10 protein-coding genes are annotated in these 13,672 nt (G+C 51.6%); 7 read left to right on the forward strand and 3 right to left on the reverse strand.

Annotation, left to right across the window (positions count from 1 at the left end; genetic code table 11):
• The first annotated feature begins 11 nt into the window (after nucleotides 1-11).
• The 3 genes from KRX19_02440 (at nucleotide 12) to KRX19_02450 (ending at nucleotide 3,315) form a co-directional block, all read left to right on the forward strand.
• Nucleotides 12-1,736, forward strand: a complete 1,725-nt coding sequence (locus KRX19_02440; protein ID MBV7433872.1) for an iron ABC transporter permease — start codon at nucleotides 12-14, stop codon at nucleotides 1,734-1,736.
• Between the two features lie 2 nt (nucleotides 1,737-1,738).
• Nucleotides 1,739-2,770 carry an ABC transporter ATP-binding protein gene (locus KRX19_02445; protein MBV7433873.1) on the forward strand — a complete coding sequence of 344 codons (1,032 nt, stop codon included), beginning with the start codon at nucleotides 1,739-1,741 and terminating at the stop codon, nucleotides 2,768-2,770.
• A 122-nt stretch (nucleotides 2,771-2,892) separates the two neighbouring features.
• Nucleotides 2,893-3,315, forward strand: coding sequence for a hypothetical protein (locus tag KRX19_02450; GenBank protein MBV7433874.1), 423 nt, complete (start codon nucleotides 2,893-2,895; stop codon nucleotides 3,313-3,315).
• A gap of 162 nt (nucleotides 3,316-3,477) precedes the next feature.
• On the opposite strand, the gene KRX19_02455 is transcribed toward KRX19_02450, so the two are convergent.
• Complete coding sequence (locus tag KRX19_02455; GenBank protein ID MBV7433875.1) at nucleotides 3,478-4,284, reverse strand: phosphodiesterase; 807 nt, start codon at nucleotides 4,282-4,284, stop codon at nucleotides 3,478-3,480.
• Between the two features lie 195 nt (nucleotides 4,285-4,479).
• On the opposite strand from KRX19_02455, the gene KRX19_02460 reads away from it, so the two are divergent.
• Entirely contained in the window at nucleotides 4,480-5,688 is a 1,209-nt protein-coding gene (locus tag KRX19_02460; GenBank protein ID MBV7433876.1) for a glycerophosphodiester phosphodiesterase, read from the forward strand.
• Nucleotides 5,689-5,863: 175 nt separating this feature from the next.
• A complete protein-coding gene (locus tag KRX19_02465) occupies nucleotides 5,864-7,099 on the forward strand; it encodes an aromatic amino acid transporter (protein MBV7433877.1) in 1,236 nt (411 codons plus the stop codon).
• A gap of 20 nt (nucleotides 7,100-7,119) precedes the next feature.
• On the opposite strand, the gene KRX19_02470 is transcribed toward KRX19_02465, so the two are convergent.
• Both KRX19_02470 and KRX19_02475 read right to left on the reverse strand, forming a co-directional pair.
• The gene (locus tag KRX19_02470; protein ID MBV7433878.1) at nucleotides 7,120-7,968 is read right to left on the reverse strand and encodes a formate/nitrite transporter family protein; all 849 of its coding nucleotides are present in this window, start codon (nucleotides 7,966-7,968) and stop codon (nucleotides 7,120-7,122) included.
• Between the two features lie 34 nt (nucleotides 7,969-8,002).
• A complete protein-coding gene (locus KRX19_02475) occupies nucleotides 8,003-9,664 on the reverse strand; it encodes a putative transporter (GenBank protein ID MBV7433879.1) in 1,662 nt (553 codons plus the stop codon).
• Between the two features lie 394 nt (nucleotides 9,665-10,058).
• Here KRX19_02475 and betB point away from each other — a divergent pair, with 394 nt between their 5' ends.
• Complete coding sequence (gene betB, locus KRX19_02480) at nucleotides 10,059-11,498, forward strand: betaine-aldehyde dehydrogenase (protein ID MBV7433880.1); 1,440 nt, start codon at nucleotides 10,059-10,061, stop codon at nucleotides 11,496-11,498.
• A gap of 111 nt (nucleotides 11,499-11,609) precedes the next feature.
• Nucleotides 11,610-13,310, forward strand: coding sequence for a choline dehydrogenase (betA, locus tag KRX19_02485; GenBank protein MBV7433881.1), 1,701 nt, complete (start codon nucleotides 11,610-11,612; stop codon nucleotides 13,308-13,310).
• Nucleotides 13,311-13,672 lie beyond the last annotated feature (362 nt).

Raw genomic sequence — 13,672 nt, forward strand, 5'->3', positions numbered from 1 at the left:
AACGCATCAATATGATCAATAGCATAGCCCTGGAGTCTGGTACACGCCGCCGGTGGTCACCATCAACATCACGGCTGCCTGTATTGCTGCTGTGGTTGGCCGTTCTCACCCTGACGTTATCGCCAACCTTGATGCTGCTATGGACAGTGATCAAGCAATTTCCGGTGCTGCAAAATGTCTTGCAGGACGGCGCGACCTGGCGCGCCACTTGGCACAGCCTTTATACCTCAGCCTTGGCAACCTTGATTTCGCTGGTTTTGGGTAGCGCGGTGGCGTATATCGTCGTCCTGACCGATATTCGTGCCAAAGCGCTATGGGTATTTGGGCTGATGCTGCCGATGATGATTCCGCCGCAAGTGACGGCATTGGCTTGGCTACAACTGTTCGGCCCGGCCAGCCCGTTGCTCAATACGATCGGTATCGCACCGCCTTTGGGTAGTCCACAGCCGCTTTACAGCGCCGGCGGCATTGCTTTACTGATGGGCATTCAACATGCGCCACTGGTGTTCATGGCGCTACGCAGTACGCTGGTGCATTTACCACACGCACAAATCGAAGCCGCGCGCATTTCCGATGCGTCACCACGGCGGGTATGGCTGGAGACAATTTTCCCGCTCAGCCGTGCGGCACTGATTACCGGTGCGGCACTGGCATTCGTTTCCGCGCTGGGCAATTTCGGCATTCCTGCCATGCTTGGTATTCCGGTTTCCTATTACGTCTTACCGACCTTGATTTATCAGAAAATGGCTGGATACGGCACAACGGTTCTGGCGCAAGTCGCGTCGCTGTCGATGCTGATTGGTGTGATTGCACTGCTCGGTGTGGCATTGCAACAATACTGGCTGAACCGCAGTAGCTATCAGCTGCTCGGCCACAGCGGGCGCAGTCATTCGCTGAAGCTGGGGCGTTGGCACTGGCCGGTGATGCTGGGCTTGGCGCTGTTGCTGACTTTGATTTTGCTCGTGCCACTAACCGCATTGGTGGTCAGTTCGCTGGTCAAGGCGTTGGGCATGCCGCTCAATGCACAGACCCTGAGTTTCACAGCCTATCTGGAAATGTTCACCCGCCAAGGCGCGACCATACGCGCTTTTGGCAACAGCCTGTTTCTGGCAACCGCTGCTGCGGTCATTCTGATGCTGCTGTCGGTGCCGATTGCTCTGTGCCTGCGTAACTGGCGCGGCTTGCAACGCAACGTATTCACCGCTGTGGTCGATCTGCCTTATGCACTGCCCGGCATCGTACTCGCCATCGCCTGCATTTTGTTATTCGTGCGTCCATTGCCACTCATCAACATCAGTCTTTACGGCACCTTGAGCATCATCCTTATTGCGTATGTGATGCGCTTTCTCGCCGTAGCACTCAAGCCGGTGCTCAGCGCCGTCGAGCAGCTCGACCCGACTCTTGAGCGCGCAGCGCGGCTGGCCGGCGCAAACCGCTGGCAACGCTTGCGCGATGTGGTGTTGCCATTGATTGCGCCATCGGTATGCGCGGGCGGATTACTGGTGTTCCTGATTGCGGTCAATGAGCTGACTGTCTCGGCGCTGCTGTGGAGCGTTGGCAACGAAACCATCGGCGTGATGATCTTTAACCTTGATGAAAGCGGCAACAGCGTTTTGGCTGCGGCGGTATCGGTCGTGGTCGTGGCGATGGTCATTGCGCTGATGCTGCTGTTATCACTGCTGTCGCGCTGGCTGCCGGCCGGCGTGATTCCGTGGCAAACCAGTGAGGAGAAATAATTATGGCAGGATTGACCGTCACCAACTTGAGCAAGATTTATGGCGACAGCAAAGCGGTTGATAACGTCTCGCTGGAAATTGCCGATGGCGAGTTCCTCGCCCTGATCGGACCATCCGGTTGCGGCAAAACCACGCTTCTACGCCTACTCGCCGGATTTGAAGTGCCTGATGGCGGGCAAATCCACATGGATGGCGAGGTTATCAGCGATCCGGCAAATAACCGCTTTACCCCGCCTGAAGCGCGGCAAATGGGCATGGTGTTTCAGGCATATGCCCTGTGGCCGCACATGAGCGTGGCGGAAAATATCGCCTATCCGCTGAAAATACGCGGCTTGAACCGCGCAGAGCGTGAGGCAAAAGTCGTGCAAGCATTGGCACAAACCGGGCTCGAAGGGCTCGGTGATCGTCAGCCAAAAGACCTGTCCGGCGGTCAGCAGCAGCGTGTGGCACTCGCACGCTGTCTGGTGGCAGAACCGCACGTCATCCTGCTCGACGAACCGTTGGCCAACCTCGACAAACACTTGCGCGCGAGCATGGAGGAAGCCTTCCGCCGCATCCATCAGGAAAGCGGGGTGACGTTCGTCTATGTCACCCACGATCAGCAGGAAGCGATGGCACTGGCTGACCGCATTGCTGTCTTGCATCAGGGCAGCGTGCAGCAATGCGCGCGCCCCGAAGCGCTTTACCGCGAACCGGCCAACGCGTGGGTCGCGCAGTTTATTGGTGAAGGCAAGGTCATCCATATTCCCGCCACCAGCGCCGGGCAGCATATTGAAAGTAACGACCCGAATGGCTTGATGCTGAGCCAGCCAGCACAAGCATCAACGCTGGCGCACGTCCGCCCGACCCACGTCACCCTCGGCGAAGGCAGCATGATGGGCAAAGTTATCTCTTGCGTTTATCGCGGTGAACGCTACGCAGTAGAACTTGACCTCGACAACGGCGATACCTTGCTCGCCTACGACCAACAGGCAAGAACCCGCGGCGATGTGGTGCCATTTCGTATTGATAAAGTTTGGACGCTGAGCCAATAAGTTATAGCTGATTGATTGTAAATGTCGCAAGACAGCATAAAGCGATATGAAGTGATAGAGTGAAGTAACCTCATAAAAATAAATGATAAGATTGGTAGCTATCCAGAATACCAAAATTAAAAATGAGACATTTAAAAGAGTTAACGGCAGCCAGTGAAAAATTAAAAATAAATGCATCTTGCATTATAGGTGATGATGCAAAGAGATATATTGATGAAGTTTTTTCTAAATTTAATCCCGAGAAAATAAGAGGACATTTGAGCATTGGTAAAGATTCGATGTCTATTGATGCTGAAATTTACGATTTGAATTTTTCAAAAGTTTTGCCAAAAACCAAGGGTTATATATTTTTTGAGCAAGATCTTTATAATAAAAATAGTGTTTATGTAATCGATGACTTGTCACTACTATACGACGTAATGCAAGAATGCTATGGAATGGAATACTTCGTTTCTAATGAGAGTTTAGACTTTCTAATATCTGTCAATTGGTATGTCATACAATGCTTGGGTAAAGCACAGCAATATTTGCGTTTGCTCAATTAATTATTTGTCCCTGAGCATAATAACTTCCAGGTATATGTTGCCCGCCTGGTTGGGGTATGGTGTTTTACCACCAATCTATTGATAGATTTGATAGTGGTTATAACAATACTTAAATTGGTTTTAATACCTGCAAACTGTATAAAGTTTAGAGGTGGTTAGCTATCAATAAAATGGCTGTCGCTCGACGCTGAGATTCAGCGGGCGATAATGAGTTACGATTTCCGAGCCAAAGCAGGCGTGCAGCAGTACGCCCGGTGGCTCAAGGCGGTAGTGTGGCGGTGCATCAGCACTGAAATTCAAATCGACTTGATGCGCGCAGCCCGGCGCGGTCATCACCAGTGTATTGGCCCACTGTGCCACGCAGTAGCGATGCACATGCCCACACAGCACGCGCTTGACGTGCGCGTGACGGCTGACGATCGCCTCAAATTGCGCCAATCCGCCGCGTAGTGCAGCGCTGTCCATGTGGTCGATACCGATTTCGATAGGCGGCTGGTGTACGGCTATGACGGTTGGCTTTCCGGTGAGTTGTTGTAGCTGTTGCTCAAGCCAGTCGAGCTGGGCTGGATCAAGATAGCCCGCACCTTCGCCTTCGCGCAGTGCATCTAGCCCAATGATCGCCAATGGATAATCATTGACGCACCAATCAAGCTTGCCATCAGCGGGCAGGTAAGTATGTGAGGGCAACGCCTGACGCAGCAATTCGCGCCGGTCGTGGTTGCCAGTAATGACGTACACTGGCAAATCCAGCGCATCGAGCATCCCGCCGAGTTCGGCATAAACCGCCTCATTACCGCGCTGCACCAAATCACCTGAAATCAGCAGTGCATCAATGCTCGGCGTGTGATTGCGCACGCTTTGCAGCGCCGCATACCACGGCGCCCGCGTATCAATGCGCCCGTACGCCAGTTTCTCAGGCACGGTTAAGTGTAAATCGCTGATTTGGGCGAGCAAGAAGTCCGGTGTCATGATCAACTCATATTAAAAAGTACTCATGATAGCTACGTAGTGTTTCCGCAATATAGCGTAAAGCGGATATATTTCTGCAACAGATCGCGATTACATTACGAATAAAAGCAGCATGCTCATAATTTGGTTACGCCATGCTTTGCCTGCTGTTGATACCTGTGATCTTGTGATTGTCCCCATAAACCGGAGCAAAAGATGAAAAAACATGTTGTATTAATGTTGGCGGGCTTGGCTAGTGCAGCCTATGCGGCAGATTATGCCCCAATCAAAGCCTATACTTATGGCCCGCGGCCGTTTTATCTGATTGATGATTTACAGGACGGGAAATTAAAAAATGAATTGATGGCATGCAGCGGACAAACGCCTGAGCGCAGTATGTTCTCGATTGCCCATCGCGGCGCTCCGTTACAATTTCCCGAGCACACGCGCGAATCCTACCTTGCCGCAGCACGTATGGGTGCGGGCATCATCGAGTGTGATGTGGCATTTACCAAGGATAAAGAGCTGGTTTGCCGTCATGCACAAAATGACCTGCACACCACAACCAATATTCTCGCCACACCACTGGCAGAAAAGTGCAGCACACCATTCCAGCCGGCTGAATACGGCAGCGATGGTGAACTGGTCAAGGAAGCCACAGCCGAATGCCGCACATCCGATATTACGCTGGCAGAGTTTAAAACCCTGAAAGGCAAAATGGATGCCGGTAACAAAGAGGCACGTACGGTCGAAGAATACATGGACGCAACGCCAAACTGGCGCACTGATCTTTACAGCCAAACCGGTACGCTAATGACGCATAAAGAGGCCATCGAACTGTTCAAAGCGCTTGGCGTGGCCATGACACCAGAACTGAAAGCACCAGTAGTGGATATGCCGTTTGACGGCTGGACGCAGCAAGATTATGCCCAAAAGCTGATTGGTGACTACAAGGAAGCCGGCGTTCCCCCTGAGCAGGTATTCCCGCAGTCATTTGATCTGGAAGATGTGCGCTACTGGATTGCCAATGAGGCGGCGTTCGGCAAGCAGGCGGTCTTTCTTGACGAAGAACTCGACACTGCGGCGCGAATTGAGCAAATGCCGGCGCTACGTGAAGAAGGCGTGAACTACCTCGCACCAGCCATGCCGCTGCTGGTCAGAAATGAGGACGGAAAAATTGTGCCTTCAGACTACGCAAAAGCCGCCAAGAATAATGACTTCAAGCTGATCTCATGGTCCATCGAGCGCTCCGGTCCATTGGCAAATGGCGGTGGCTGGTATTACACCAACATCAACGACATCACCAAAAAAGATGCCGACCTGCTCAAATTGCTCGACGTACTGGCGAAAGATGTTGGCATTGTCGGCCTGTTCTCGGACTGGCCTGCAACCGTCACGTACTACGCCAATTGCAAGCATCTATAGTATTGTTTGGGAGCGTTATACGGGCATGACTGCTTATATAACGTTATACCTTTGATGATGCCCATGATCTTTAATAGATCGTGGGCATTTTTTTGCAAGCAACGTAAAGTTAGAACAAAAGCATAGTTATAATGATATATTCGCTATTTCATTAACAATTATAAAGGATGACGCTATGAATACAGCAAAGCGGGCCGGTACCATGATTGCCGGTACGTTTATCGTCACCGGTACGGCTGTTGGTGCGGGCATGCTAGCGATTCCAACTTCAACTGCTGGGCTGTGGTTCTGGCGTTCGCTGCTTGTGCTTGGTGCGACGTGGTTGGTGATGATGACGACCAGCTTGATGATTCTTGAAGCGAGCCACGGCTTTGCGCGAGATGCGCACTTCCCGACCATGGTTAAGCAGATTCTCGGCAAAGGATGGGCAGCGTTGAACAGCTTGTCGCTGGCGTTTGTGCTCTATATTTTGGTTTATGCCTACATCGCGGTTGGCGGCGACCTGACCGCGAGTAACCTCAGCGCAATAACCGCTATGGATACGCCGCTATGGATCGGGCAATTGCTGTTTTTTGCCGTGCTGGGGTTGGTGGTGTGGCTGTCGCATCGCTGGGTAGCGCGTTTTAATACGCTGATTATCGGCGGTCTGTTGCTGACGTTTTTTATGGCGGCAGGTGGTTTGTTGCCGAGTATTCGCCATGACGTACTTTTACCCACGCAAAACAGCGGTGAATGGCGCTACGTTTGGCTGGCGTTGCCGGTGGCGCTGACGTCGTTCGGCTACCACATTAACGTACCGACCTTGCGCATTTATTTACAAGACAACACCAAGCAAATTGCCTGGGCGCTGATCCTTGGCAGTTTTAGTGCGCTGGTGCTATACGTCATTTGGCAGACGGCAGTACTCGGCAATTTACCACGTGCGGATTTTGCGCCTGTGATTGCCACCGGCGGCCAAGCATCGGCATTGATTGATGCCGTCGCCCCGTATGCCAAATCAGCTTTGGTCACGCAATTGCTCGGCTTATTTACCTACTTTGCGATCGCGACTTCTTTCCTCGGAGTGGCGCTGGGTTTATTCGAATTTATTAGCGACTTCTTCAGCTTTGGCAACAGTACCAGTGAGCGCCTGAAAACAGCATTGATTGCCTTGATTGCGCCACTTTTGGTCTGCTTGTGGCAACCGTATGGTTTCGTCAAGGCAATCGGCTTTGCCGGTATGGCGCTGACGATTTGGGGCGCGATTATTCCGGCCATGATGGTCTATAAGACACGCAAAAATGGCACCACCGGCTGCTTGCGCGTACCGGGTGGTAATGTGGTTATCGGATTGGTGATTGCCTTTGCCGTGCTCAATATCGTGGCGATGTTGCTTGCCCAGTTTGGCTGGGCACCAGTCTTTACAGGCTAAGAGTAAGGCTAGAAATAAAACTAGGGATGGTGGTGGTTGTCGTTTAGATAGGCATAGAACAAGCCGATAATCAGGCCACCGCCGACGTAATTACCCCAGAACGAGAAAAAGACGTTCTTCAACATCGCCAGTGCATTCACAGCCTCCGGCGCGTAGAGCAGCGACGCGATAAAGTATGCTCCATTGGCGACAACGTGCTCGTAGCCCATAAAGGCGAAGATCATGATGCCAAACATCATGATGAAAGTTTTCGCCATCGTGTCGCGCGTCTGCATCGCGATGACGACTGCATTATTAATAAAGAAATTGGCAAAGATGCCTTTGGAGAAAATCGACCACGCAGTGGAATCAACGCTTTTGGCGTTGCTGATATCGACCAACATTTGCACTTCCTCCGGCCGTACGATGTGCGCACCGGTCATGAGCAGAAATACAACCAGCATACCGAGGTAGTTCCCGGCCAGACACAGCAGCCATATTTTCATCGACTTGGCGATGGTGATTTTGCGGTAATAAATGCCGACGGTGAAGTACATAAAGTTACTGGTCAGCAGCTCGGAGTTGGTGAACATAATCATCACCAGCGCAAAGCTAAAGCCATAAGAAGCGACCAGCATGGTGACACCAAGATTCACCTCAGGCAGCATTTCAGACTTGATACGCAAGGTAAACACAGTAATCACCGCAACGATAAAGCCCGCCATCATGGCGCGGCAAAGATAGCGGTAGCGGTAACTGTCCTTGAGGATATTTTTGGTCTCAATGGTATAGAGAATTTGCTGCATCAGCTCGCGTCCGTAAAAAACGCGCTCCCATTGAACGTTTTTTTGTTCAACCTTTTGCTCTGGCCCAGATGGCTTGGTATCCATGCAGCTATCCCTTGTTTTATTTATAGATATAGGGTTATCCACCACTTGTCCACAGGATCAAAGTGATGATCTGCGGACTCATGATGCGCAAGAACATCACCAGTGGATAGACGGTTACATACGACAATACCGCCGCACCGCTTTCTTCGTGCATGGCATTGGCAAAGGCAAGTGCAGGAGGGTCAGTTGCCGAGCCTGCAAGCAGGCCGCAGATGGTCAAGTAGTTCATGTGTGCATAACGCCACGCAACAATCCCCACAATCATCAATGGTAACAAGGTGATAAACATCGCATATACCATCCATTGCAGACCATCGCCATGCAACAGGGTATGGACAAACTCACCACCAGATTTAAGCCCGACCACGGCAAGGAACAGCACGATACCCAGCTCACGCAAAGCGAGGTTGGCAGATGGTGGCATGAACCAATACAGGCTGCCGATACTGCCAATCCGCCCAAGTAATAGGGCAACAATCAGCGGCCCACCAGCGAGCCCAAGCTTGAGCGCAACCGGGAAGCCGGGAACGTTAAGCGGCAATGAGCCGAGCAAAACCCCCAAGCCAATACCGATAAAAATGGGCAGCATTTGTACCTGCTGGAGCTTTTGCTGCACGTTGCCGATAATGGCAATTACGGCATTAATGGCATCTTCCTTACCGACGAGGTTAAGTACGTCACCAAATTGCAGCGTCGTCTGCGCGCCGGGTACCAACTCGACACCAGTACGGTTCAGGCGCGAAATCACCACATCGTATTTTTCCGTAATCCGCAGTTCCTGAATTTTCTTGCCAAGTACTTTTTCATTGGTCACCACCACACGCACAGAGCGAAATTCTGTGCCGCGTGTACTCAGCGACACGTTAACCTCCTCACCGACCACCAGCATCGCCTTGCGTAAGTCCTCAGGATCACCGACGACGTGTAGCAAATCACCGAGTTCAAGTACGGTGTTGTCCTTAGGTACGATAAACGTCTCACCACGGCGCAAGCGCGAACAGACGACGTTGTGGTGATCAAAGATCGGCAGTTCATCGACACGGTGACCATGCAAATTGGGATTGGTCACCTTCATATTCATTGAGGTGAGCTTGGCATTATCACGCCGGTTACTGCGTGAAAAAAGCGCCGCTTGCTGAGAAATTGAGATTTGGAAAATTGCCCGAATGAGCCACATCGAGAGGATGATGCCAAAAATACCGAATGGATAGGCCATCGCATACGCCGCCCCCATCGTCGCTGTACTGTCCGCCACGCCGAGTTCGCTGAGCATTTGCTGCCCAGCCCCAAGCGCTGGAGTATTGGTCACCGCACCTGCGTAAATGCCGAGAATTTCCGGTAAGGAAATATCAAAGAAATAGTGAAATCCGATGACCAGCAGTGTACTGATCAATACTATCGACGCAGCAAAAAGATTAAGCTTGAGCCCAGACTGGCGCAGCGATGAGAAAAACCCCGGCCCGACCTGTATACCGATGGTATAGACAAACAAAATCAGCCCAAATTCCTGCAAAAACGTCAGAATTTCATGGTCAAGCTCAATATTGAATTCCTGCAAAAAATGAGCGACAAAAATACCGCCAAACAACACCCCGCCAACGCCAATACTGACGCGGCGAAACTTAATATTACCCAACCACAGCCCCAATACCGCTACCAGCGACAAAATGGCAAATGTCAGTGCGATTTTACTCATAGCAGCCTGCCTCTATATGTTCTTATTTCGCTGTCTTTATTCAGCCTACATATAATGACAGAAAAACAGTAAAAATGGTAATTTATCAGTATATGTCTATTGGTGTTTTTTTATCTCTTTTTAAGCCATTTCAGCTGTTTTACCAGAGACTAACCATACACACGCAGCACTGTTCAAAAATGCCAATCCTAAGCAGCCATTTATTAAGAAATATGCATATAGGATGCTGTTCTTTCTCTCGGCACTGTCGCAATATATTTTTCTAAATCATAATCTTGATTTTAATAGTCCTGAGCGACGTATATCCTCATCGCGGCAAGCCTCTACTGCGGGAGGCAAGCCAAATATGTTAGGATACGCGCACTTTTTATAAATAATATTCAGGAAAACAACGATGATTAGTTCATGGATTAATGGGCAATATGTGCCTACTGGTACGGCAGATGGCAAAGTAATCAACCCCGCCGACGGTAGTGTGATTACTGAAATGACTTTTGCCACTGAAGCGCAAGTTAATGAGGCCGTTGCCTCCGCTGCGAAAGCGCAAAAAGAATGGGCGGCAAAAAGCGCCGCTGAGCGTGGCCGCATTTTGAACCGTGCAGTCGCTATTCTGCATGAGCGCAACGACGAGCTGGCGAAGCTTGAAACCGAAAACACTGGTAAAGCACTGAGTGAAACGCTGGCGGTAGACATCATCACCGGTGCGGAAGTGCTTGAATACTACGCAGGCCTTGCGCCGATGATCGAGGGCAAGCAGATTCCTTTATCAGAAGACAGCTTCGTCTATACTCGCCGCGAACCGCTTGGCGTGGTTGGCTCAATTGGCGCGTGGAACTACCCGATCCAGATCGCATTATGGAAGTCTGCTCCAGCATTGGCTGCAGGTAACGCGGTTGTATTCAAGCCCAGCGAAGTCACACCAATCACCACATTGAAATTGGCCGAAATTTATAAGGAAGCCGGTTTACCTGATGGCGTGTTTAACGTCCTGCTCGGCGACGGCAAAGTCGGTGCAGCGATCAGTAACCACGCTGACATTGAAAAAGTATCCTTCACCGGCGGCGTGCCAACTGGCAAAAAGGTCATGGCCAGCGCGGCAGAAAGCTCGCTTAAAGACGTGACCATGGAACTCGGCGGCAAGTCACCACTGATCATCACCGAAGATGCGGATGTCGGCATGGCGGCTGATATTGCGGTGATGGCGAACTTCTTTAGCTCCGGTCAGGTTTGCACCAACGGTACGCGCGTATTCGTACCCAAGTCGATGCAGAAAGCGTTTGAAGACGCTGTGGTTGAGCGTGTTAAGCGCATCCGCGTCGGTGACCCAATGGACGAGCAAACCAACTTCGGCCCGTTGGTCAGCCAGATGCAGCTCGACAAGACGCTCGAATACATCGAAAAAGGTAAAGCAGATGGCGCACGTTTGCTGACTGGCGGCGAGCGCGTTGGCGATAAAGGCTTTTTTGTCGCACCAACCGTATTCAGCGATTGCACAGACGACATGGCAATCGTCAAAGACGAAATCTTTGGTCCGGTGATGAGCATTCTGTCGTACGACAGTGAAGCAGAAGTGATTGAGCGCGCCAATGACACTATTTATGGCCTTGCAGCCGGTGTGGTTTGCCCGGACATCAGCCGCGCACACAAAATCATCCATCAAATCGAAGCCGGTATCTGCTGGATCAATACGTGGGGCGACTCACCTGCGGTGATGCCGGTTGGCGGTTACAAGCAATCAGGTGTTGGCCGCGAAAACGGCACGGAAACCTTGCTTGCCTACACGCGTAATAAGTCGATTCAAGTCGCGCTCGTGCCATTCCAAGCAGCATTTTAAATTTTTAGCCGTTCTTTTCCGCCGACGACAGTGCGGTATTGCTTCTCGATATGAAGCAATACCGCACGTTAAAGACGTCCAGGCGATAAACAATAAATAAAAGAGGAAAGCATGAAGACCAGTTACGATTACATTATTATCGGTGCCGGCTCAGCCGGTAACGTTTTGGCCTCGCGTTTGTCCGAAGACGCAGGCGTATCGGTGTTGCTGCTCGAAGCAGGCGGCCCTGATTACCGTTTTGATTTCCGCACCCAAATGCCGGCGGCACTTGCCTATCCATTGCAAGGCACGCGCTACAACTGGGCGTTCAAAACCGATCCCGAGCCGAACATGAATAACCGCCAGATGGACTGCGGCCGCGGTAAAGGCCTTGGCGGTTCATCGCTGATTAACGGCATGTGCTACATCCGTGGCAACGCGCTTGATTTCGACAACTGGGCGAAGCGCGACGGCCTTGAAGACTGGACGTATCATGACGTCCTACCCTATTACCGTAAGTCCGAATCACGCGATATTGGCGCCAACGATTACCACGGCGGCGATGGGCCGGTCAGCGTGACGACCTCAAAAGACGGCAACAATGAGCTGTTCCAGGCGATGATTGATGCCGGTGTTCAAGCTGGCTATCCACGCACCGAAGACCTGAATGGCTACCAGCAGGAAGGCTTCGGCCCGATGGACCGCTTTGTCACCCCGAAAGGCCGCCGCTCTTCAACTGCACGCGGCTACCTTGATCGCGTCAAGCACCGCGATCATCTGACGATCAAAACCCACGCGCTGGTTGACCGCATTTTGTTCGACGGCAAAAAAGCAATCGGCGTGGATGTATTCGTCAAAGGCAACAAAGAGCGTATTCATGCTGACCGTGAAGTGATTTTGTGCGCCGGTGCAATCCAATCACCACAGATTTTGCAGCGCAGCGGTATCGGCCCCGGCGAATGGTTGCGCGAGTCAGGCATCGACATCGTGCAGGATATGTGGGGCGTGGGTAACAACCTGCAAGATCACCTTGAGCTCTACATTCAATACGAATGCAAAAAGCCGGTCTCGATCGCGCCTGCATTGAAGTGGTGGAATCAGCCGAAAATCGGCGCAGAATGGCTGTTCTTCGGCAAAGGCATCGGCGCAAGTAACCAATTTGAGGCGGGCGGCTTTATCCGCTCCAGCGAGCAATTCGAGTGGCCGAATATCCAGTATCACTGTTTGCCGATTGCGGTTAGCTACGACGGTCGTAATGCCGTCGATGCGCATGGCTTCCAGATGCACATGGGCTCGATGCGTTCTCCGAGCCGTGGGCGAGTCAAGCTCAATAGCCGCGACGCCAATACCGCACCAAGCATCCTGTTTAACTACATGAGCCACGAGCAGGATTGGCAGGAATTCCGCGCCGGTATCCGCATTACCCGCGAAATCTTCGCGCAACCGGCATTGGCACCATATGCAGGCAAGGAAATCTCGCCAAGCGCTGGCGTCCAGAGCGATGCCGAGCTCGACGAGTTCGTGCGTAACCACGGCGAAACGGCTTACCATCCTTGCGGTACTTGCCGCATGGGCGAGGGCGACGACACGGTGGTTGATGGTCAGGGTCGTGTACACGGCATTGAATCACTGCGCGTCGTCGATGCGTCGCTGATGCCACGCATCATCACCGGCAACCTCAATGCAACCGTGATCGCGATGGCTGAGAAAATTGCCGACAAGATCCGTGGCCGTGATCCATTACCAAAATCGACTGCAGATTACTACGTCGCCGGAGACAAACCGGCACGCCGTGAACAAAGCAATACTGACGCCAACGTCAGCAACGTATAAGTGCAGATTCTCTACGTCCGAGCCACTCTCGGGCGTAGAGCTTGATCCCTGGACATAGCACAAAAGTCCGTGATACTTATCTTCGATCATAGAGCCAGATTAGGCTTCTATGATTTGCTGTCTTGCAGCTGAGTATTATAAATTTTTATATATTTTGATAATAAAAACAAAATTTTATTATCACGTGGCTAAATGACATTTTTGATAGCCTCGCTATAATACGCTCGCGCTGCCACACATCATTGGCATCGTGGGCGTAGTATGTTGCCCACTCATCTTGGCAGCTTCGATGCAGCAAAATGTTTGCTGCCCTCCAGAGAAACTCCTTGGCAATGGTGGCAATCCTGCCATCACTGTTAAGT

Source organism: Cardiobacteriaceae bacterium TAE3-ERU3 (assembly GCA_019218315.1).
GTDB lineage: Bacteria > Pseudomonadota > Gammaproteobacteria > Cardiobacteriales > Cardiobacteriaceae > JAHUUI01.